Source organism: Microbacterium sp. AG238 (genome assembly GCF_003610405.1).
Classification (GTDB): Bacteria; Actinomycetota; Actinomycetes; order Actinomycetales; family Microbacteriaceae; genus Microbacterium.
In genome coordinates this window covers 865,019-885,486 of the sequence record NZ_RAQC01000001.1, presented here as the reverse complement: position 1 = coordinate 885,486, position 20,468 = coordinate 865,019, and the positions used below count along the sequence as shown (strand labels likewise).

Below are 20,468 nucleotides of genomic sequence, written 5' to 3'. Positions count from 1 at the left end.
GAGCAGGCGGCACAGCTCCCGCATGATCGGTCCCGCCGGTCGCATCTCCCCGGTGAACATGAAGAGTTCCGTGAACATCGATTCTCCTAACGAGGGTCCTCGGAGGAGGATGTCGGACGTGCATGCCGGTGCACTGCGGCCCGAGGTATCGGAATTCACATACTTAGGTATTAACCCGATTGTCGAGATGTTCCTTAGGATTACGGCGTGGGGGCCACGCGGGTGTTGATTGCCGATGACGAAGCGCTCGTCCGTCATGCTCTCCGCGTTTTCGTTGAAACCAGCGATGACATGAGCGTCGTCGGCGAAGCGGTCGACGGTGAGGGCGCGGTCGCTGCGACGGGGGAACTCCGGCCCGACGTCGTACTGATGGATCTGCAGATGCCCAAACTGTCGGGGATCGAAGCCACGCGTCAGATCACGACGGCGTTCCCGGATGTGCGCGTGCTCGCCGTCACGACGTTCTCGACCGAGCGGCACGTCGTGCCGGCCCTGCGCGCGGGGGCGTCCGGGTATCTCGTGAAAGACACCGACCCGGACGACATCCTGGCCGCGATCCGCGAGGTGCATGCCGGTCGTTCGGTGATGTCACCGCGCGTCACGCGCGACCTCATCCGCTCCGTCCGCGCCGACCCTGTCGCAGTCGGTGGCGCGCCGGTGCCGTCGCCGCTCACGGCGCGTGAGCTGTCGATCGTGAAAGCGCTCGCTCAAGGGCGGTCGAATTCCGAGATCGCACGTCAGCTGCATCTTGCCGAACCCACCGTCAAGGCTCACCTCGGTCGCATCATGACCAAATGGGGAGTGCGCGATCGCGTGCAAGTGCTCATTTACGCGATGACCAAACAGGTCATCGACGTCGACGCGCTCGATCTCCGACCTCCCGATTGATCGTTGGGGAGCCGGCTGAGGGGCGAAGTCGACACTGCTCGCGAATCCGCGGGTTCGATCGGGAGAGAGCGGGGGGATCGTATGGCATCGTCGGTGGCTGTTATCGGCGGGTCGGGATTCATCGGCCGCCACGTGACGGAGGAGCTCGCGCGGTCGGGATTCGAGCCGCTCATCCTCAGCCGAGGCCGAGGCGGGGAGCGTTCCGATCGGATGCGGCGCGTCGATATCACCGACGGCGTGCGGCCGCTGCGCGAGGCGATCTCGGGATCGGTCGCCGTGGTCAATGCAGCGAGTCACGTGGGCGATGACGAACGGGAGCAGCGCCGCGTGAACGTCGACGGCGTGGCGCATATCGTCGAAGCGACGACGTCGCTCGGCATCCCTCTCGTGCACGTCAGCACGGCGGGGATTTACGGGGGACTGGCGGTCTCAGGCGGCACCGAGGGGCAGTATCCGATCCACCCGGAGTCCGAGCTCAGCGTGACGCGAGCGCGCGGCGACGCGATCGCGTCCGCCGGCGGCGCGACGGTGCTGCGTCCCCTGTTCATCACCGGGGCGGGCGACGCGCACTTCCTTCTGCGACTGCTCGCCGCTCACATCGCGCTGGGCGCGTGGATCGAGGACGGCGCCGCGCGCTTGTCCGTGGCGTCTGCCGACCTGGTCGCCCGGGCGGCAGTCGCTGCGATGGGGCATCGCCTGGATGGTGGAACGGGCGGCGTGGTGCATGTCGTGCCCGACCGACCGGTCGCCGTGAGAGATCTCCTCTCGCCGATCCTCGCCGAGTGGGGGAGGCTTCCCTCGCGGTCGCTGAGCGCCGCCGATGCCGCCGCTGTGCTGGAAGCGCGCGGCATCCCGGCACGAAAGATCGCGCAGTTCGCTCACGACTACTTCCTGTCGTCCGAGCGTCTCGGCGCTCTCGTGCCCGATGCGGGAAGCCGCAACGGGCACCTGACCGATGCCGCGCTTTCGTGGTACCTCCAGCACGGGCGATCGGCGCGCTGAACGCGTGAGCACCAGCCCCGCACCGGCCAGGGAATAATGGGCTCTCGTGCGCAAGGATGAAGCAAACCGCGAGGCCCCGACGGCTGTACGGCGGACGCCGCAGCAGAGCCGCTCGCAGGAAACCCAGCGCGCGGTGGTCGAGGGTGCCGCAAGGGTGTTCGATCGGGAGGGATACGGCAAAGCCAGCCTCTCGATGATCGTCGAGGAATCGGGGATCTCCCAGGGCTCGATGTACTTCCACTTCAAATCGAAGGAGCAGATCGCGCTCGCGGTGATCAACGAGCAGCACGCCCGGTCTTTGCCGCTTCTGACGGATGCCGCTGACTCGTCACCCGGCGTCTTCGAGCGATTGGTTTCGGTGTCGCGCGCCATGGCGGACCAGCTGCGTGACGATGCCGTCGTGCGTGCCGGCATCCGGTTGGCGATGGAAGAAGGCGCCCTCGGTGCGCCGGCCGGCAACTTCTACCTCAACTGGGTGGAGATGACGAGTGCGATGCTGGCGCCTGCGCTGGAACGGGGGGAGCTCACGAGCGGGCTGTCTCCCGAGGCGCTGGCGAAGTCGCTGATCGGCTTCTTCACGGGAGTGCAGCTCATGTCGCAGGCGACGAGTGCTCGTGACGACCTGCTCACCGGTCTCCGCGACATGTGGCTTCTCGCCGTTGACGCGATGGTGCGTGCCGCCGATCGCGATGGTGCCGTTCACATCGTCGAGACGGCTTTCCGCGTCGACTCCGCTCAGCGGGAGTAAGCGAGCGAGGCTGAAGCCTGGAGGCCTCCGGTTCCTCGCGCGACGACGTCGAACACGTTCCATCGCACCGATCCGCGGTCGATCCGTTGCGTCCGGGCGATGCCGACCTCCAGCAGCAACGGTCCGCGCAGCTGTCGTCGCTCTCCGGCATCGAATGATGCGCTTCGCATCCAGATCGAGTTGGCGGACGCCCGGTCCAGTCCGTCGCTGCAGTAGATCAGGGCCTGTGCCTGCTGCGCGGAGAGACGCAGCAGATCGAGCACAGTGACGACCCGTCGGGAGGGGGAGTGGTCTGCAGCGGCGATCTCGTGCTGGAACTCGACCGAGCGCCCCACCTCGATGCGTGTCAGCCGGGAGTTCCACGCGTTCTCCGTCGTGCAGTCGGCGGCGAGCTCGACGGAGAGGGCGCTTCCGTCAGGCGGGGTCGCGTGAGCCAGGGCGGGCGGATGATCCAGCTGAGCGACCGTGCGCATACCGCCCAGGGTGAGACGTGCTTCGAAACCTGCGGTGGATGCCTGTGCATCGAGAGTGCCCGAGACCGGAATGCTCTCGAGCTCGACGTCCGCCGTCGTTCCCGCACGGAGACTGATGTTGCGTAAGCGCGCCGAGACGGGCGACGAGCGATCATCGATGCCTGCGGGGTGGGAGCACAGCGCCGCGGTGAGAACGATCGCATCGATGGAACTGAAATGCGGCGCGGGCGATTTCCCCGTCTTCACGGTCCACGTGCCGGGATACTTCAGGGCGGCGTGGCCTTCGACAGCGATCTGCCGATCGCTGGACCGCGTCGCAGAGCCGACGAATGCCCGGGCCACGCGTCGGAACCGGCTCGCGAGGTAGCGCTCGGAAGCGGGGCCGAGCAGGTCATCCAGACTCGCGCCGATCGCCTCCGAGATGGCGGCTGATCGATTCGAGTAAGCCATGCGGTCAGCTTATTTAAGGCGCCAACCTGGCGCCAGGGTGAGATGGATTTCTGTTCATGCCGTAACTAACATGGGTGAACGCCTTAGTAATCCAGGTGACGCCGACCGACGCAGGGAGCGATGCGATGAGAGCACTCCGGAAGACGATCCTGGCCGTTGCCATCGTCGGTGGGCTGATAACGGGCGCGTCCGGATGCGGAGTGATCAACGACACCGTCGAGGGACTCACGGCCACGGGGCCGGCGACGCCTGACCCGCCTGCCGGGGGCAGTGGTTCTGACGGCGCCGGTGCCGACATCATCGTGACCGCCGTGGTGACGAGCGACGCGCCGCAGACCGGCGAGATCTCGGTCACCGTCGACGCGCCGCGTGACAGCCAGAGCTTCGCCGAAGACTCGGTCGAGCTTCCGTTCGAGCACGAGTTCACCGTGCCGACGGATGTCGCATTCCCGTTCCGCGGAAGTCGGATCGAGGTCGACGCAGGGCCGGGTGCCACGTGGATCGAATGTCGCATCCTCGTCGACGGCGAAGAGGTTGCGTCGCACCGTGCCGAGGGAGGCGCGTCGACCGCGGTGTGCGAACGCCGGCTCCAGCTCGGGCCGTCCTGATGGACTTCGGCACCCTCGGAACCCTCGTCGTCCTTGCGCTCGTCGACTCGACGAGCTTCGGCACCCTGCTGATTCCCGTCTGGCTTCTCACGGCTCCGGGGAGGCTGCGCTCCGGCCGCGTCGTCGGCTACCTGGCGACCGTGGCTGCCGCCTACCTCGTGGTGGGCGTTCTCCTCTACCTCGGCCTCTCCGCGATCGTCGCGCGTACCCGGGACCTCTGGGATTCGCCTGGCTTCCTGGTCGCCGTGCTCGTCCTCGGCATCGTGCTGATCGGGGTGAGCTGGCTGATGGACACGAAGAAGGCACGTGCCCGCGCGGCCGAGCGGGCGGCGGCCGGTGGCGGAAGAATCCTGAACTGGCGGAAGCGGATCATGGACGAGGAGCCCTCCCGCGGTGCCACGCTCGGGCTGGTGAGCCTGGCGATCGTGGCTGTAGCGCTCGAACTCGCCACGATGGTTCCCTATCTCGCCGCGATCGGCATCGTCGCCGCCGCAGACGTCGGTCCGGCCCTTTCGATCGCGACGATCGCGGGATACTGCGTCGTCATGATCCTGCCGGCCCTCATCCTCATGGTCGGGCGCCTGGTGGCGCATGACGCACTCGAGGGGCCGCTCACGCGGCTCGACCGGTGGCTGACGCGCAACGCTCAAGCCACCACAGCCTGGATCATCGGCATCGTGGGATTCCTGCTCGCGGTGAACGCCGTGGCGAATCTCGGCTGGGTCGACATCGGCACCGGAGCGTCATGACTCCCAGGGCGGCGCCACCGGATGGACGTCGAAGAACGTCGCCGCGGGTTCCGTGAGGTGCTTCTGTGCGCGGAGTTCCGCGGGCGTGCTCACGTTGACGCCGAGCGACGACAGCACGGCGGGCAGACGTCGGTTCCATGCGAACGTCGTGAGATCGGGGTCGGTTCTCGACAGGGACGGCCAGCCCATCCCGGAATTGCTCGACACGACGAAGGCGACCGACCGGCGGTGCTCCACCGCGTCCGATACAGCGGCCAGATGCATGCGAAGGGTGGCGTCGCCGCAGATCACGAGCGTCTGCTGCGAGCGCTCCGCGCCGAGCGAGCCGCAGAGCGCGGCGCCCATGGCCGCCTGCTCCGCCGCCACGACGAGAGACGTCGACGGGGGGATCGTGAGGAAGCGCGGGTCGTAGCCCCACATGTCGGTGAGGCCGTTCTCGATGCAGACGACGTCGAAACTCCCGTCGACCACGATGGCCTCGATCTGAGCCCACGTCGCGACCATCTCGGATGCGCCCTGCCGTCTGGTCTGAGGGGCGCTCGGGATCCGGGGCGGAACCGGAACGCCCGTGAAGGCGTCGCGGGCGAGAGCCAGGAACGCCGTGGCGTCGGACATGACGTCGAGCCGTCGGCCATCGTGGGCCGGGCACCTGACCTCGGATTCGTCGACCACGATGAGCGTGGCGCCCGGCTTCGGCGCCCACCTCTCGCGCACGGTCTCCTCGAGCGCTGACCCGAGTGACACGACGACATCCGCCGACGCGAGCGCATCGAGGCCTTCCGGCGTCGCGTACAGCCCGGCGAGGCCGACGAAGCGCGCCCCCGACTCGTCGACCGCACCGCGGCCCGAAGCGGTCACCAGCGCTGACGCGTCGAGCCGAGTCACGAAGGCATCGAGATCCCCGGCGCCGGCATGCGCTCGCTTCGCGCCCCCACCGACGATCACCGCGATCCGCGCGCGTCGTGCCGCGGCGTCGCGGAGCTCGTCGATCGCCTGAGCCGCGGTAACCGACTCGCGCGTCTGTCGAATCGGCGGGCCCGGCGTGCGCGACCATCCGCGAGTGGTGCCGTTGCCACGCTCCCATTCCGACCCCGTGCGGGAGCGCACCACCACGACCGTGGGCGACCGGTGGCGGAACGTGCTCCGCGCGGCCGCGCTGATCTCGGCTACGAGGTCGTCGGACTGCTGGATCGTCCGTGTCGGCATCCCCAGGGCGCGGCAGATCTCCTCGACCGGCAGGTCCTGGAACGTGCCCCACCCTCGCCGCTCGGGAGCAGCCGCCTCGACGACGACCAGCATGGGGACGCGACCTGACGCCGCTTCGGACAGACCGAGGAGCGCGTTGACGAAGGAGGGCCCGGTCTCGAGGGCGAGCACCGTCAACGCGTCGGGCTGAAGAGTCGCGCGTCCGAACGCGGCCAACGCGGCGGTCCGCTCGTCGCTGAAGACCGACCGCTCCTCCGAGGCGCAAACATCGAGGAGGCCGGGTTCATCGAGCGGCAGACCGAACACCTGCAGGTCGCTCAGGTCGCGCAGGGCGGCTGCCACCGGGCCCCACGCGAGTCCCGTCGTCACGCCGCGTCTCCCGACAATGCCGAGGAGGTGACGTCCCAGGTGCCCGCGGGGGTCCGCCGAACGCTGATGATGAGCGCATCGCGCTCGCCGTCATGGGCGTTGGCGGCGATGCGCACGAGCGTCGGGTCGGTGGCGCCCACCGCGAAGGCGCTGCCGTCGAATCCCGCTTTCGCGAGCAGCCCGAATGCGCGGCAGGCATCCGCATTCATGAGCTCGGTGGGCACGACCCGGTAACCCGGACTGTATCGACGCTGCGGGTACTCGACGGAGATCCAGTCGAGAAGCGGGCCGCAGTCGAACCAGACATCGAAGTCGTCGTGGAGGTCAGGGCTGTGCTGACGGCACGCGGCGAGGACGATTTCGCCCATCGTCATATGCCATGACGGATAGTCCAGCGCGACGTCGGCCGCGACGGTGTGCTCAGTGGTCATGGCTGTCTCCGATCAGAAAGGAGTCGCTGCTCGCCAGCCTGACGTGCAGGGCGCTGCTCGTGGCATGCGGGTCGGGTCGCCAGGGCAGCTCGGCGGCTCCGCGAGCGACCTCTTCGCCGTCGCGCCGGAGACGCCAGTCGACGACGTAGTCGGGGCACACCGGATTCGTCTCGAGGGTCCGGTGCATCCGCACCTCGAGCACGTCCCCCGGGCGTACGGGTAGCTCGGTGCTGCCGAGGGGGACGACGACGGGCAGCCAGCTCGACCGGGAACTCAGACTGTCGACCGATTGCGTGCCGATCTTCACGTCCACCGACAACAGCAACGAATCCAGTGTCCCCGTCCGTGACACGGCCACCTCGGCCGGAATGGACGCGACGTCCGAGGCGGCGCCGGTGAAACGGGCCGTCTCGACGGCAGCGGGGCGAGACAGCAGGCCGAGCTGGACCTGCCGTCCCACCACGCACAGCCGGATGTCGCCGCTGCCGACGGTCTCCTCGAGTGCGCGGCGGTAACGATCGGCCTCTCGCGTGAACACGGGTTCGGCGCCCCTCAGCATCCGTCGCCAGCTGAAGGCGCTGACGCTCGTGATCCAGCCTTGCGGGAGCACCACCATTCCGGGGTCGCCGATACGTGCGACCTCTCGGCCCACGATCTGCTCGGCACCTTCGGAGCTGCCGATGGCGCCGACGATCTCGCTCACGAGGATCGTGGGTCGGATGCCCGATGCGACATAGTCGTCGTAAGAGAGGACGTCGATCGACGCATATCGGGGGTCGTTCGCCAGTTCGGAGATCACAGCCTCGCGGACGTGGTCCAGCTGCTCGACGGCGACCACGCGGCGCGCCCCGAGCCGTGCCGCGAGGCGCGCCCACGGGGCGTGCACGCCGCAGCCCAGCTCGACGACGACCGAGTCCGCGGTGACGGCGTCTGTCAGAGCCTGCTCGAAAGCGCGCACGCGAGGCTCGTCGTCCATCATGAACTGATAGGCGGCATCGTCGTAGATGGGGTACTCGCCGATCGACGGCAGGAAGTATGCGCCCGGTCCCGAATGTGCGCCGGGGAAAGCGGTTCGGGGAGCGTCGAGATCAAGAGTCATGCTGCACCCGGATGACGCGCGGCAGACGTTCGCCGCGTTCTGACCTCAGCGTCGCGTCGACCAGTCGGTCGGTGACCGTGGCGAGATCGACCCACCGGCCTGCCGCGACCAGACGCTCGACGGCTCCCGGATCGCGTCGGCGATAGATGGTGTGCGCGGTCGACGGAACGACGAGGTCCGCCACGACCGCTGTGAACGAACGGCATCCGCTCGATCCGTCGCTGACGTCCGCCAGCAACGACTCTCCCTCTCGTTTGGTTCGCGCTGTGAGGTCGTACATGTCGGGCTCCTCGTCGTCGGATCGATCCGGCAGGTGGTGGTGGGCGTCGGTCGATGTCACGTAGATCACTGCGAACGGGACGCGGTTCCCGTCCGCGATGGTGCGGATCAGATTCGCGGGCGCCGTGGCGTTGACGGTCCGAGCTGCGGTCGCATCGGGCTCGCTTTCGAGACCCGCCGCAGCGCACAGGAGCACGGTCGAGATCTCGCCGCCCAGGGGCGCCAGGACCTCGGAGGTCTCGTGCCCGCCCAGGAGGTCCAGATGCCGCGCTCGCCAGCTCCGGCATCTCGCGGCCAGGCGCGTGGCGCGAGCTCCGCTCGATCGATAGGTGAACACGCCCCCGACTCCGCGGCGGTCGAGAGCGTTCACGAGGGACGCGCCGATGCCTCGGCCGCCGCCGACGACGAGGACCGTCATGCTGGTTCACTCGCCCCCACGCGGGAGGGGAGACGCGGGGGATACCGATCCCGAATGCGCGACAGGAGAATGTTGGCAGGCTCGAAATCCTCTTTCGTGACCATTCCCCATCGTGCGGTGCGCGACAGCGATCCCTCGCTGAGATACGACGGCGAGACCGCCGTCTGGCGAGCGACGCCCAGGCGGAACAGCCCATCGAGCGGTCTGTTGTCGACAGAAGTGATCACGGCGAGCGCGTACGCCTCACGGAAGTCGAACAGCCATGCGCCCAAAGTGATGGCGGCGTCCAGCCCGGCGCCACTGGAAAGGGCCCGGTCTTCCAGCTCGATGCCGATCTGGAAGACGCGGGGGAACGTCTGCCGCGAATCGATGCGCCCGATGTGGTCGCCGTCGGACAGCCGATGGATGTCGAAACGGCTGTAATCCTGCGACGATCGCGTCTCGGCAGACCGCCGCAGGTAGGTCCATTTGCCGTGCAGATGGCTTCGCCAGCTGGTGTCGGGCTCCACGTCGGTCCTCTCCGCTGCGGCTAGGCGCGGACGGTCTCGGCGGAGTCGAGGAACCGGCGCAGGTCTCCCACGGTCTTGATCTCGGCTGCCACTTCGTCGGCCACAGCCACCCCGAACACCTCCTCGACTCGTATGCACAGCTCGAGCATCGCGAGCGAGTCGATGTCGAGGTCGTCGGCGAGGACGGTGTCGTCGGAGAGGACGACATCCGCGTAGCTCTCCTCGTTGATCCGGCCGGCCTCGACGCGGACGAAATCGTACAGTTCCGAGTCAGTCATGGTTCTCTCCTTCTCTTTCGATGATCAAAGCGACGTTGCTGCCTGAGAATCCGAACCCGTTGACCAGTGCCGCCTGGTGCCGGCCGGACAGATCGAGGCGGGCGTCGCCCTCCGCCTCCCGAAGAAGCCGGATGCTGCCGGGGGCTTCGAGCGGCTCTCGAAGTCCGAAGCTGCCGCCGACAGGCACGCCGGACAGAACCCGCACGGCGGTGACGATCGACGCGACTCCCGCGGCGAACACCGCATGTCCCACGGCGCCTTTGTTGGCGAGCACCTCGACCGCGACGTCGTGGGTGTCGGCGTACCGTGCGATCGCCTGCAGCTCGGCCTGGTCGCCTTGCTTCGTGCCCGTCGCGTGCGCGATCACGAGCCTGGGTGCTCTACCCGCCTTGCGGGCGGATTCGCTCATCACGAGGTATTCCTCGTCGGGGTCGGAGACGGTCTTGCCGCCGATGCTCCGCGCGTGCCACCCCGTGATGACCGGGTCATCGCCGATCGGCGCCGGGGCGGCTTGGACGACCAGTGCACCGGCGAAACCGTAGACGCGTGTGCCGGATGCCGCTTGATCGAAGGGGCGCACCTCGGGGGCCCATGCCCGTGCGTCTCGGAATGTGTCCTCCTCGAGGGAGCCGTCGATGGATGAGGAACACACCACGACCGTGTCGGCTGCCCCCGCACGGCAGAGATCCGCGGCCACGCCGGCAGCGACCCCCGTCGACGCGCATGCGTGCGAGAGCACGAGTGACGTGACCTCGGACTCGGGGAGCAGCGTCTGCACGTGCCGCACCGGGCTCTCCGGGTAGTAGCGCCGGGCGGCCGGGTCCGCCCCGATGCATTGCGCGCCGAGGATGACGACGACTCTTCGCCCGATGACGTAGCCCTTCGCCTGCGCAGCCGCGAGAGCTCGGCTGATGCAGGCGTCGCGGAGCTCGTGTGCGGCGGCATCCGGGGCCCACTCGACGTCGTCGCCCAGGTCGGCGAGTCCGACGCTGAATCGCTCGCTGCGGGGTGAGCTGACGCTGGTCGCCGTGATGACAGCCCGTAGCGGTGTGGACATCATGATGCCGCTCTCGTCTGGTCGCGCAACCGGCCGAGGGGGACGACCTCGCCGTCGACGATCCGAGCTCTGTCGCCCGTGCGCAGCCAGCCGTCGTCGTCCGTTCCGGACAGAGCCACGAGCTGGTGATCCACGACCTCTCCGACGGCGGTGAACGGTGAACGGACCATGAGCTCGCTATCGCGGATGGTGCATTCGACGCCGTCGAGCGGTCGACCGCAGCTGCCCTCCTTCGCCGACGGGCGCAGCCCGATCGCGACATTCGGGCCGGCCTGGGTCAAGCCGTACCCGTTGGCCAGCGGCGTCCCGTTCTGCCGGTAGTGCGCTTCGACCGAGGGAGGAAGCGGATCTCCGCCGACCCCGCGAACGGAGAGGTCGGCGAGGGCGTCGATGATGGCGGGGTTGCGCCGTGCTTTGACCGCGATGGTCTGCCAGAAGCGGACGCCGGCATCCAGGGTGTCGATCTGCCGCTCCAGGATCGCGCGGATCGCAGAATCGATGTCGAGCGGGTCGAAGGCGACCAGCGCGTTGTCGTTGAACATCGACATCAGCACGACGCTGGTGTAATACGCCGTCCCTGCGCGGATCGCCATGGCGACGCGGCGTCCTGACGGCACCTCCATGGCGCGCGCCGTAGCGGTGGCGTGTGCTGCGACGGCCGCGCGCTCGAACGCGAACATCCTCGGTGCACCCGTGGTTCCGCTGGTGCGCTGGAGAAGTGCCACATCCGTGGAGCCGAGGTCGAGCCGGACCGCGCCGACCGGCGCTGACGCGGAGTCGACGAGGATCGTCTCGTGGCGGTCCCACCGTTCTCTGACCGACGCGATCAGCTCGGCGGCCGGGAGTGACGGGTCGATCGCGGTCACGCGGTGACCGTCGAGTCGGCGCTCAGCGGACAGTGACAGGGGCATAGCGCTCTCCATGGTGGGTTCGGTTGTCGATCAGACCGGTGAGCGAGAGGTCGCCGCTGTGTGCGGCGACCGCGACGGCAGCTCCGCCCGAGCCCGTCGCCCCGTCGAGCGCGACCCGTCGGCCGAGGCCGCCCGGCGCCAGCGGGCCGTGGGGCGTCGGCACGAGCATCGACTGAAGGTCGGCGAGCAGCCCGGCGGAGTCGATCTGCCCGGGCAGGTGCCCGAGGCGCGCGTTGACGACGCTCGCGGCGAACAACAGCCCAGCGGCTCCGGTCATGAGACCGGGTGCCACTCCCAACGCCGTCTTCAGCCCGGCGGCGATCCGCTGCCAACGCGGATTCGCCAGTTCGTTCGCGGGCAGGATCGTCGACGCGGCGACGAGCAGTCCGGCGTTGCCCCGGTCGAGATACGGGCGGAACTTGTTGTCGCCGTCGACGAAGTAGAGCGCGCGCTTGACGACCTGATAGCGGCGGCGCTCGCTGTCGATGAGGTCGTACGAGGTGGCGGCATCGCCCCCGTGAGTCCTGGCCCAGAGCGCGAGCGCGAGGGCGATCCCCGGGCCTCCGCCCATCAGGCCCCGCTGATCGGCGTCTGGCGAGCGCCCGAGATGGTCGCGGAGCAGATGCCGGGCTCGAACGTCGAGTTCCCGCCCGACACGGTCGGCAACAGCAGCGGCACGTCCCGACGGTCGCCCGTCGGTACCGAGGAGGATGGCCGTCAAGATTCCCGACAGGCCGGTGTCCAACCGCGAGCTGAGCGCGTCGAACTCCGTTGCTTCGAGGCGGTCCAGATAGGCATCCGACCAGAGCGCCGCGCCCTCGTCGTCGCCCTGGCGTCGGAGAGCCGCCGGGAGCAGGCCGACTCCGCCCATGAGACCGAGGTCGGAGACGCGCAACGGCCGAGATGGGCCGTCCGCCACGACATCGAGCAGCCGCTGTTGCGCTGAACGCACCTCGTCGTCCTCGCCGGGTAGGAAGAGCAGGCTGAGCAGGCCGGACCCGAGGCTCGCGACGGAGCGGTTGTCGAGGTTTCCCCGCGGAGAGCGCAGCGGATGCGGCAGACCGACCCCGGTTTCGAGGTAGTGGCGGCACGCTCGGGCGTATGCGCGATAGATGTCGGCCGCCGCAGGCGGCGCGGCCGACGGCTCGTCGAGGCCGCCGTTACGCGTGTGCGACATCGGCGCATGGCCGGAGAAGTAGCGCTGCACGCCCGCGGCGAACCTCGATCTCCACGTCGGATCGAGATGCGCCGAGACGACGGGGGGCCAGTAGGCGTAGGCCGTGAGCTGGTCGACCGCGTCGACATCGCTCTGGGTGGAATACTCCCGGCGCGTCCCGTACACCCACGGCACCCCGCGGACACCCGACGGACCACCGCGGCTCGCCGCTTCGAAGTCGACGAGCGCGACGCCCTCGTCCGCGACGAGCACGTTCGCCGGCTGGAGGTCGTTGTGGGTGATGCCGGCCAGCGACAGGTCGGCCACGAGATCGCGCAGCTGATCACCGATCGTCGCGACGCGTCGGGAGTACGTTGCCACGAGAGCCTCGTACTCGTCGGTGCCTCGGTCAATTCCGGCGTACACGGGGCTGTTCGACGCCACCCACTCGAACAGCGTCACCCCGCCGATCCAGGTCTCGACCAGGAAACTGCTCGTGCCGATCTCGAACGTGTCGACGAGCCCCGGAACGCGCCCATCGAGATGGGGGCTGTCGGCCATCGCCCGGAGCGTCTCCGTCTCCTCACGGATCCGCTGTGCCGCGTCGAGCCCACGGCCGTCGAGGCCGATGAAACGGATGCCGCGTTTGATGACGACTCGGTCACCCGTGGCCAGATCGTCAGCGAGGTAGGTTCCGCCGCCCGCGTGGACGGCGACGGCACTGCGCACGCGGTACCTGTCCGGGAGCGCGTGGGGCTCGGCGTCGAACCGGAGACCGGAGAGCTCGAACAGGTGCTCCTTGTCCGCCGCTACGGGCACCACCGTGCGGGCATCCGGACGCAGCATCCCGTCGGGCCCTTCGATCAGCGCGTGTCCGCGTTCGTCGAACTGCGTCGACTCCGAGAACTCGAACGCGCCGAATCTGCAGTGGATGATCGTGTCGCTGAGCGAGTGGTCGCCGGCGATCGGAGGCCCGGTACGCGGTCCGAGGTCTCGCCGGAGCGAAGCGAGGCACCTGGCCAGATCATCGGGTCTGGGGTAGAGCACGATCGCTTTGCCGGCGTTCACCCGGGGCGCGTTCTTGGAGTACAGCGCCCAGAGGAACTCGCGCCGCGCGACGTGTTTCACCGTGAGCTCGAACTCCCGTGCGACGCGTTCGGCGATGGCGAGGACCTCGTCGAACTCGTCGAAGCGCGGGGCGAGATGGATCTTGAATCCCTGCGCGGGCAACGGGCGACGCCCGCGAATGACGCGCCAGATGCCCCAATCGGACGCCGGATCCGGCGAGCGCCGTCCCAGAGGACCGAAGAACCGGCGGTCGATCGGGAAGTCCTGCTCCTCGGGCCGCCAGAGGGTGATGGGAGCGGTCATCACGGGGTCTGAGAGGTCGTCGAGATACGTCACGGCTGAGTCACCATTCCTTCCAGGTCGGGCCACAACTCCCACAGCGGCGGCGGCACCGATCCTGGTGCCGCGCTCGCGAGGCTCTCTCCGACGACGGGCTCGACCATCCGGTACCGGGGAACGGCTCGGATTCGATCCCGGGCTGCGAGGTACAACGGATGCTCGACGATCCTCGGGGGCAGCGACGGGCAGAGAACCGTCGTGCACGAACCCGTCGCGATGGCTGCCACTGACGGGGTGTCGAAGGCGAGCAGGCTGACGCGCATCAGATAGTTCACGGTCGCGGGGTAGACGAGGATGATGTCGCTCGACTCGCCCAGCTCGACGTGGTGCAGATCGGCGGCCGAGAACGAGTCCCAGTCGTCCTGTACGACCGGCACTCCGGCGATGCTCCGGAGCGACAGGGCACTGACGAACTGCTCCGCCGAGCGTGTCATCACGATGCGTTCCAGACCGTGCGCCTCCCGTCGACGCAGCCAGGAGAGATACATCGGCAGGTGTGCGGCGGAGACGGCGCCGGTGGCGATCATGGTCACGCGCACAGTTCGCTCCTCAGCGTGTGGAACACACTGACGGGTCTGCCCGTCGTGGTCCCGTCGATGGTGAGCCAGGTCGCGTCCGCGCCGTACCCGCCGAAGGGTCGCAGCGCGGCCTCGTGATGGAACGGAGTAGACGACGCGCAGAGGCGATAGGCGTCGGGCAGCGGGCCTCCGGCTTCGCCATACAGGCTGAGGTACATCTCGCTGCCCCGGTACGGCTCCGAGCCGAAGGTCGCGAGGAGGCGCTCCCATGACGAGAACGTCACGATGTTGAAGACGGGGGAGAAGAGCTCGACGTGCGTGGCCTCGTCGAGGTCGCTCGTCGTGACGGTCGTCGGAACGAAATCGGGCGCGTCGAAGTCGGGACCTGACCATGTCGTGCGGTCCGTCATCCGCGAGAGGAACTCCCGCCCCTGCGTCGCCGTGCGCATGTCGGGACTCGGAGCATGCGCGATCGTGCCGGCGGATCTGCGATCGGCCACGTCGAGCAGCGTCAGCCGGGCGGTCAACCGCTCGTGGAACTCCGCGTAGACGGACGCGTGAACGAAGATCGAGTCTGGTGCCAGGCAGTCGGCGCCAGAGTTGTACAGGCGGGCGAAAACGAGGTCGTCGCACGCTTTTTCGAGATCCGCCCCCGGCATCACGATCGCCGGATTCAGTGACGATCCGAATCCGATGAAGGCCCGGTGCGCAGTCTGCGCCTCGACGCGACGACCGTTTTCACTCCGACCCGTGAAAATCAGCACGTCCTCGGACGAGGAACGCGAGGTGAAATCCCGCTGCGATTCGTCGCGGAGTCGTGCGCTGTCGAAGCGGTCGAGCCCGGTCAGCTGCCAGAGCTCGGTGACCAGGCCCGAGAGCGCAGCGGGCGTTCGCGCCTGCACCGGGAGCCCGAGCGAGAGGGGGATCAGGCAGTACAGGGCGATCGAGTAGAGAAGATTGTTGCGCGGGAGGAAGGTGTACACCGTTCCGGAGGCGGGCTGGGGTGGAGCCGCAGACGCCGTGGCGAGCCGTTCGAGATTCCGAGCGAGGCGAAGCGACTGCGCCAACTCGATCTCGGCACTGTGCAGCGTGCACTGCTCAGTCAGCCGATGGAGCAGTCGGGGTGCGTTGCGGATCAGCGACTGCTCGAAGGTGCGCTGAATCGAGGGGTCGAGATCGCGACGGATGTCGAGCGCGTCGAGCGTCATCGCCCACCGTCCTGCACGGAGTAGAGAGTCAGATCCCAGCGCTCGCCGTATGCGAAGACCGCCTTCTCGAGGAGGCCCTCACGGGTCATCGATCGTTCGGCGGCGCGCGCGATCGCGTCGTTCCACGCGGGCACCCAGGCCTCGAACCGCTTCGCCCCGCGCGCCCCCGCTGCGGACGCCGCCTCCGTCACGGCGGCCGCCACCCAGTCGGGGGTGCCATGCCCGTCGGGAATCGCGACGAAGCACGTGGCGGTGGGGTGCTCGGGCGCGAGGGAGAAGCCGACATGGCAGGCCCGGTCGCCGGTGACGGTCACCGGTCCGGCGCCCACGAACTCGTCGACGGCCGCGTCGTCGAACCATGCGGGGACACCGATCGACGCCGCGGTGTTCGGGATGCGGAGCATGCGGGTCAATGCGCTCACGGAGACCTCTTCGTAGAAGCGGAGCGGGCGGACGCGGTCGCGTCCGCCCGCTTGTCTGTCAGCAGGACTGGCTGCCGAGGCTGGCGGCCATTTCCGCCGCCTCTGAACTTGCGTCAAGCGCTTCGAGTTGTTCCAAGGACATCAATTCCACCTCCTTCCCGTGGCCGAGATCTCGGCGGCAATGCAGGCGGTCAGACGCGCGCGAGCGTGTTGCGAAGAGCGTCAGAACTCGACGAAACTCCTCGCTTGGTGAAACGGATGACCCCCCACGTGCGGCCTTTTGCCACATCTGGCTACATACGTGGCGATAGTAACACGGGCGTTCGCCTTAATTGCAAGCGTTTTCTTTCGTTTTCCGCGACCCCGCGCTATTCGGTCAGGGTGGGAATGACGCCCGTGAGGGCTCGTGCGAGGTACCGCGCCGTCCGGCTCGCCGGCTCTCGTGCGACGTCGATCGGGGTGCCGGCCACCACGATGCGGCCGCCGGCGTTGCCGCCGGACGGGCCGAGGTCGATCAGCCAGTCGGCCGAGGCGACGACATCCATGTCGTGTTCCACGACGACGACGGTGTTCCCCGCGTCCACGAGCGCGTGAAGCTGAGTGAGGAGCAGGCGGACGTCCGCCGGATGCAGCCCGGTGGTGGGCTCGTCGAGTAGATAGAGGGTGTGTCCGCGCCGGGCGCGCTGCAGCTCGGTCGCGAGTTTGATCCGCTGCGCCTCGCCGCCCGAGAGCTCGGTGGCAGGCTGCCCCAGGCGCAGATACCCGAGACCGACCTCGCGCAGCGTATGCAGGCTCCGGGCGGCGGACGGAATCTCCACCAGGAACTCCGCCGCCTCGTCGACGGTCAGCGCGAGGACGTCGGCGATGCTCTTTCCGCGGTAGGTGACCTCGAGCGTCTCGTCGTTGTACCTGGCGCCGTGGCAGGCCGGGCAGCGCCCGTAGCTGCCGGGCAGGAAGAGCAGCTCGACCGAGACGTACCCCTCGCCGAGGCACGTCTCGCATCGCCCGCCGGCGACGTTGAACGAGAAGCGGCCCGCGGTGTAGCCGCGCTCTCGTGCGAGGCCGGTTCCTGCGAACACCGCGCGTACCGCGTCGAACAATCCCGTGTAGGTCGCGAGGTTCGAGCGCGGGGTACGTCCGATCGGCTTCTGGTCCACTCGGACGAGGCGGTCGATGCTCTCGAGGCCGGAGGCAGCCCGCACCGACGCGGCCGCGCGTGACGAATCCGCAAGCGTCGCGTCTACGGCGTCTACGGCGTCTACGGCGTCTACGGCATCTGCCGTTTCGTCGGCCGGCTCGCCGCGAGAACCGTCTCGGTGAAGGTGTGCGTCGACCACGGCGCGGAGCACGCCACCCACGAGCGATGACTTGCCCGAACCCGACACCCCGGTCACCGCGACCAGAGTGCCGAGAGGGAAGGCCGCGTCGACGTCAATGAGGTTGTGCAGCGACGCGCCCTCGATCGTCAGCCATTCCGTCGGGATGCGCGCGCTCCTGGCCATCGTCGTGCTGTCGTCGGCGCCGGGGAACAGGAAGGGCCGCGTCACCGACTCCGCGACCTCGGCGAGGCCGTCGACCGTGCCGCTGTAGAGGACGTGACCTCCGCCTTCGCCCGCAGCGGGCCCGACGTCGACGATCCAGTCGGCGCCGCGGACGACGTCCATGTTGTGTTCGACGACGAACACCGAGTTGCCCGACGCCGCCAGCTGCTCGAGTACCGCGATGAGCGGCTCGGCGTCGGCGGGATGCAGTCCTGCCGACGGTTCGTCGAGGACATAGACCACGCCGAAGAGGCCCGAGCGCAGCTGCGTCGCGAGCCGGAGACGTTGCATCTCGCCGGGAGAGAGGGTCGTGGTGACGCGGCCGAGCCCGAGATAGCCGAGGCCGAGGTCGAGCAGCACCTCGATGCGCGCCACCAGGTCGGTGGTGATCGCGACGGCGACATCCGTTCGCTCACCCGACGACGAGGTGGGAAGCGCGGGCACGGCGTCGGTCAGCGTCGTCGTCGGGCGCAGGATGTCGGCGAGCTCGGTCAGGGGAAGCGCGTTCAGCTCGGCGATGGTGCGGCCGGCGAAGGTGACGGCCAGCGCCTCGCGTCGTAATCCGGAACCGCCGCACAACGGGCAGGTGCCGCTGCGGACGAATTGCAGCACCCGGTCGCGCATCTTCGCGCTGGCGGAATCGGCCAGCGTGTGGAAGACGTACTTCTTCGCGCTCCAGAACATTCCCTTATACGGCTTCGCCACGCGATCGCGCTGCGGGGTGATCTCCACCACCGGCTGCTCGTCGGTGAACAGCAGCCATTCGCGATCTGCGGGGGCGAGCTCGCGCCACGGGCGGTCGACGTCGTAGCCGAGCGCGATCGTGATGTCACGGAGGTTCTTCGCCTGCCAGGCCCCCGGCCACGCAGCGATCGCGCCCTCGCGGATGCTGAGGGACGCGTCGGGCACGAGCGTCTCTTCGGTGACGGTGTGCGCGACGCCGATGCCGTGGCACTCCGGACACGCCCCGGCGGCGGTGTTGGGTGAGAAGGCGTCGGAGTCCAGGCGCGTCGTGGCGTCCTCGGGGAAGGTACCGGCACGCGAGAACAGCATCCGCAGCGAGTTCGACAGCGTCGTCACGGTGCCGACGCTCGAGCGCGAGCTGGGAGCACCGCGGCGCTGCTGCAGAGCGACGGCCGGCGGGAGCCCCGTGATCGACTCGACGTGCGGGTTATGGCCCTGCTGGATCAAGCGCCGAGCGTACGGAGCCACGGACTCGAGGTACCGGCGCTGCGCCTCCGTGAAGATCGTGCCGAACGCGAGCGACGACTTGCCCGAGCCCGACACCCCGGTGAAAGCGACGATCGCATCGCGGGGGACATCGACATCGACGTTCCGGAGGTTGTTCTCGCGCGCACCGCGCACGCGGACGAAGGCATCGGGGCTGAGACGAGCGTTTCCGGACATCGGGCAAGCCTACGTGTCGGAGGTCGCCCCTAGGCTCGTGCGGTGGGTATCGCAGAGTGGGTCGCGCCGCGGCGTCTGGGCCGTGATTTCCGGTGGCTGTTCGCATCATCGCTGACGAGCAACATCGGCGACGGCATCGCGCTCGCCGCCGCACCGCTGCTGATCGCATCGATGACCGATTCGCCGATCCTGGTCGCCTCCGGTGCGGTCATGCAGTTCCTCCCGTGGCTGCTGTTCGGGCTTCACGCGGGCGCGATCGCCGACCGGGTCGATCGCCGGGTGCTGATCATGGTGGCCAACGGCATCCGGGCTCTCGTGCTGGTCGGTCTGTGCGTCTTCCTCGTCACCGGCCTCGCCAGTATCTGGATGGTGTTGATCGTCGCTTTCCTGTACGGCACCGCCGAGGTCTTCGTCGACACGACCAGCAGCACCCTCCTGCCGATGATGGTGCGCAGAAGCGACCTCGGCGTCGGGAACGCGCGGCTGCAAGCCGGGTTCCTCGTGGCCAACCAGCTCGGCGGACCGCCCTTGGGTGCCTTCCTGTTCGCCGTCGGATCGTTCTGGCCGTTCGCCGTTCAGGGCGTGTGCGTCGCCCTCGCCGTCGTCCTCATCTCGCGCATCACGGCGACCACGCGCGTCGAGGAGGCGGATGCACCGCGCACGCGGACCCCCGTGCACACCGACATCCTGAGCGGCATCCGCTGGCTGTGGCGCAACCCGCCGGTGCGCACGCTCGTGATCATCATCCTCACCTTCAACGTGACCTGGGCGGCGCCGTGGGGCGTGCTCGTGCTGTACGCGACCGACTACCTGCAGATGGGGCCCGTCGGCTACGGCGCCCTGACGACCGCGTCCGCGATCGGCGGACTGGCGGCGACTCTCCTGTTCGGAAGGCTCGAGCGACGATTCTCGTTCGCCGCGCTCATGCGGGTGTGCCTCACCGCCGAGGTCCTCATGCACCTCGCGTTCGCCCTGACGACCTCGGGCGCGGTGGCATTCGTCATCATGATCGCGTTCGGCGCCTATGCCTTCGTCTGGGCGACCATCTCGACGACTGTTCGTCAGCGCCTCGTTCCCCACGAGCTGCAGGGCCGCATCGCGTCGGTCAACATGGTGGGGGTCTTCGGCGGTCTCGTGATCGGGCAGGCGCTCGGCGGGGTGATCGCCCAGGTGTGGGGCCCCACGGGCCCCTGGTGGTTCGCCTTCGTCGGTGCCGCGCTCACGCTGCTGTTCGTCTGGCGTCCGATCACGCACATCGCCGCTGCGCCGCCGGTCGTCGATGACGACGAGACGGAAGCGGTCGCGGCCGGATGAGCCTCCCGCTGCACCGGCGC

General features: G+C 68.6%; 21 protein-coding genes. 6 read left to right on the top strand and 15 right to left on the bottom strand.

The window, feature by feature from the left end; all coding sequences use genetic code 11:
- Positions 1-225 precede the first annotated feature (225 nt).
- From DEU36_RS04180 to DEU36_RS04170, 3 genes are all read left to right on the top strand, one after another.
- The gene (locus DEU36_RS04180) at positions 226-888 is read left to right on the top strand and encodes a response regulator transcription factor (protein ID WP_120264349.1); all 663 of its coding nucleotides are present in this window, start codon (positions 226-228) and stop codon (positions 886-888) included.
- Between the two features lie 81 nt (positions 889-969).
- Positions 970-1,890, top strand: coding sequence for an NAD(P)-dependent oxidoreductase (locus DEU36_RS04175; RefSeq protein ID WP_120263053.1), 921 nt, complete (start codon positions 970-972; stop codon positions 1,888-1,890).
- Positions 1,891-1,936: 46 nt separating this feature from the next.
- Complete coding sequence (locus DEU36_RS04170) at positions 1,937-2,638, top strand: ScbR family autoregulator-binding transcription factor (protein ID WP_120263052.1); 702 nt, start codon at positions 1,937-1,939, stop codon at positions 2,636-2,638.
- Here DEU36_RS04170 and DEU36_RS04165 read toward each other — a convergent pair.
- Complete coding sequence (locus DEU36_RS04165) at positions 2,626-3,561, bottom strand: AvrD family protein (RefSeq protein ID WP_120263051.1); 936 nt, start codon at positions 3,559-3,561, stop codon at positions 2,626-2,628. The genes DEU36_RS04170 and DEU36_RS04165 overlap by 13 nt on opposite strands.
- Before the next feature lie 125 nt (positions 3,562-3,686).
- On the opposite strand from DEU36_RS04165, the gene DEU36_RS04160 reads away from it, so the two are divergent.
- Together DEU36_RS04160 and DEU36_RS04155 are read left to right on the top strand one after the other, a co-directional pair.
- Entirely contained in the window at positions 3,687-4,169 is a 483-nt protein-coding gene (locus DEU36_RS04160) for a hypothetical protein (protein WP_147374355.1), read from the top strand.
- Entirely contained in the window at positions 4,169-4,918 is a 750-nt protein-coding gene (locus DEU36_RS04155; protein WP_120263049.1) for a GAP family protein, read from the top strand. The genes DEU36_RS04160 and DEU36_RS04155 overlap by 1 nt, the downstream gene beginning before the upstream one ends.
- On the opposite strand, the gene DEU36_RS04150 is transcribed toward DEU36_RS04155, so the two are convergent.
- From DEU36_RS04150 to DEU36_RS04090, 14 genes are all read right to left on the bottom strand, one after another.
- Positions 4,913-6,493 (bottom strand): thiamine pyrophosphate-dependent enzyme, encoded by a 1,581-nt coding sequence (locus tag DEU36_RS04150; RefSeq protein WP_120263048.1) that lies wholly within the window; start codon positions 6,491-6,493, stop codon positions 4,913-4,915. The two genes, DEU36_RS04155 and DEU36_RS04150, sit on opposite strands and share 6 nt — an antisense overlap.
- On the bottom strand, positions 6,490-6,924 hold the full coding sequence (locus tag DEU36_RS04145) for a hypothetical protein (RefSeq protein ID WP_120263047.1): 435 nt from the start codon (positions 6,922-6,924) through the stop codon (positions 6,490-6,492). The genes DEU36_RS04150 and DEU36_RS04145 overlap by 4 nt, the downstream gene beginning before the upstream one ends.
- Positions 6,914-8,023, bottom strand: coding sequence for a hypothetical protein (locus DEU36_RS04140; protein ID WP_120263046.1), 1,110 nt, complete (start codon positions 8,021-8,023; stop codon positions 6,914-6,916). The genes DEU36_RS04145 and DEU36_RS04140 overlap by 11 nt, the downstream gene beginning before the upstream one ends.
- The gene (locus DEU36_RS04135) at positions 8,013-8,720 is read right to left on the bottom strand and encodes a hypothetical protein (RefSeq protein WP_120263045.1); all 708 of its coding nucleotides are present in this window, start codon (positions 8,718-8,720) and stop codon (positions 8,013-8,015) included. The genes DEU36_RS04140 and DEU36_RS04135 overlap by 11 nt, the downstream gene beginning before the upstream one ends.
- Positions 8,717-9,229 carry a hypothetical protein gene (locus DEU36_RS04130; protein WP_120263044.1) on the bottom strand — a complete coding sequence of 171 codons (513 nt, stop codon included), beginning with the start codon at positions 9,227-9,229 and terminating at the stop codon, positions 8,717-8,719. The genes DEU36_RS04135 and DEU36_RS04130 overlap by 4 nt, the downstream gene beginning before the upstream one ends.
- 20 nt (positions 9,230-9,249) lie before the next feature.
- Complete coding sequence (locus DEU36_RS04125) at positions 9,250-9,507, bottom strand: acyl carrier protein (RefSeq protein WP_120263043.1); 258 nt, start codon at positions 9,505-9,507, stop codon at positions 9,250-9,252.
- Positions 9,500-10,567 carry a hypothetical protein gene (locus tag DEU36_RS04120; RefSeq protein WP_120263042.1) on the bottom strand — a complete coding sequence of 356 codons (1,068 nt, stop codon included), beginning with the start codon at positions 10,565-10,567 and terminating at the stop codon, positions 9,500-9,502. The genes DEU36_RS04125 and DEU36_RS04120 overlap by 8 nt, the downstream gene beginning before the upstream one ends.
- Positions 10,564-11,475 carry an AMP-binding protein gene (locus tag DEU36_RS04115; protein ID WP_183045288.1) on the bottom strand — a complete coding sequence of 304 codons (912 nt, stop codon included), beginning with the start codon at positions 11,473-11,475 and terminating at the stop codon, positions 10,564-10,566. The genes DEU36_RS04120 and DEU36_RS04115 overlap by 4 nt, the downstream gene beginning before the upstream one ends.
- The gene (locus tag DEU36_RS04110; RefSeq protein WP_120263040.1) at positions 11,453-14,035 is read right to left on the bottom strand and encodes a hypothetical protein; all 2,583 of its coding nucleotides are present in this window, start codon (positions 14,033-14,035) and stop codon (positions 11,453-11,455) included. Before DEU36_RS04110 ends, DEU36_RS04115 begins: the two co-directional genes overlap by 23 nt.
- Positions 14,032-14,577 carry a flavoprotein gene (locus DEU36_RS04105; protein WP_183045287.1) on the bottom strand — a complete coding sequence of 182 codons (546 nt, stop codon included), beginning with the start codon at positions 14,575-14,577 and terminating at the stop codon, positions 14,032-14,034. The genes DEU36_RS04110 and DEU36_RS04105 overlap by 4 nt, the downstream gene beginning before the upstream one ends.
- Positions 14,568-15,764 (bottom strand): aldehyde dehydrogenase family protein, encoded by a 1,197-nt coding sequence (locus tag DEU36_RS04100; RefSeq protein ID WP_120263038.1) that lies wholly within the window; start codon positions 15,762-15,764, stop codon positions 14,568-14,570. Before DEU36_RS04100 ends, DEU36_RS04105 begins: the two co-directional genes overlap by 10 nt.
- Complete coding sequence (locus DEU36_RS04095) at positions 15,761-16,186, bottom strand: hypothetical protein (RefSeq protein ID WP_147374354.1); 426 nt, start codon at positions 16,184-16,186, stop codon at positions 15,761-15,763. The genes DEU36_RS04100 and DEU36_RS04095 overlap by 4 nt, the downstream gene beginning before the upstream one ends.
- A 58-nt stretch (positions 16,187-16,244) precedes the next feature.
- The gene (locus tag DEU36_RS16395; protein ID WP_370877347.1) at positions 16,245-16,328 is read right to left on the bottom strand and encodes a microvionin family RiPP; all 84 of its coding nucleotides are present in this window, start codon (positions 16,326-16,328) and stop codon (positions 16,245-16,247) included.
- Positions 16,329-16,554: 226 nt separating this feature from the next.
- Positions 16,555-19,134 carry an excinuclease ABC subunit UvrA gene (locus DEU36_RS04090; protein WP_120263036.1) on the bottom strand — a complete coding sequence of 860 codons (2,580 nt, stop codon included), beginning with the start codon at positions 19,132-19,134 and terminating at the stop codon, positions 16,555-16,557.
- A 42-nt stretch (positions 19,135-19,176) separates the two neighbouring features.
- Here DEU36_RS04090 and DEU36_RS04085 point away from each other — a divergent pair, with 42 nt between their 5' ends.
- On the top strand, positions 19,177-20,448 hold the full coding sequence (locus DEU36_RS04085; protein WP_259455206.1) for an MFS transporter: 1,272 nt from the start codon (positions 19,177-19,179) through the stop codon (positions 20,446-20,448).
- Positions 20,449-20,468 lie beyond the last annotated feature (20 nt).

Coding starts and splice junctions, on each gene's coding strand:
- DEU36_RS04140 (WP_120263046.1), bottom strand. CDS start 8,023: ATGACTCTTGATCTCGACGCTCCCCGAACCGCTTTCCCCGGCGCACAT.
- DEU36_RS04125 (WP_120263043.1), bottom strand. CDS start 9,507: ATGACTGACTCGGAACTGTACGATTTCGTCCGCGTCGAGGCCGGCCGG.
- DEU36_RS04090 (WP_120263036.1), bottom strand. CDS start 19,134: ATGTCCGGAAACGCTCGTCTCAGCCCCGATGCCTTCGTCCGCGTGCGC.
- DEU36_RS04100 (WP_120263038.1), bottom strand. CDS start 15,764: ATGACGCTCGACGCGCTCGACATCCGTCGCGATCTCGACCCCTCGATT.
- DEU36_RS04165 (WP_120263051.1), bottom strand. CDS start 3,561: ATGGCTTACTCGAATCGATCAGCCGCCATCTCGGAGGCGATCGGCGCG.
- DEU36_RS04120 (WP_120263042.1), bottom strand. CDS start 10,567: ATGATGTCCACACCGCTACGGGCTGTCATCACGGCGACCAGCGTCAGC.
- DEU36_RS04135 (WP_120263045.1), bottom strand. CDS start 8,720: ATGACGGTCCTCGTCGTCGGCGGCGGCCGAGGCATCGGCGCGTCCCTC.
- DEU36_RS04115 (WP_183045288.1), bottom strand. CDS start 11,475: ATGCCCCTGTCACTGTCCGCTGAGCGCCGACTCGACGGTCACCGCGTG.
- DEU36_RS04160 (WP_147374355.1), top strand. CDS start 3,687: ATGAGAGCACTCCGGAAGACGATCCTGGCCGTTGCCATCGTCGGTGGG.
- DEU36_RS04175 (WP_120263053.1), top strand. CDS start 970: ATGGCATCGTCGGTGGCTGTTATCGGCGGGTCGGGATTCATCGGCCGC.
- DEU36_RS04155 (WP_120263049.1), top strand. CDS start 4,169: ATGGACTTCGGCACCCTCGGAACCCTCGTCGTCCTTGCGCTCGTCGAC.
- DEU36_RS04145 (WP_120263047.1), bottom strand. CDS start 6,924: ATGACCACTGAGCACACCGTCGCGGCCGACGTCGCGCTGGACTATCCG.
- DEU36_RS16395 (WP_370877347.1), bottom strand. CDS start 16,328: ATGTCCTTGGAACAACTCGAAGCGCTTGACGCAAGTTCAGAGGCGGCG.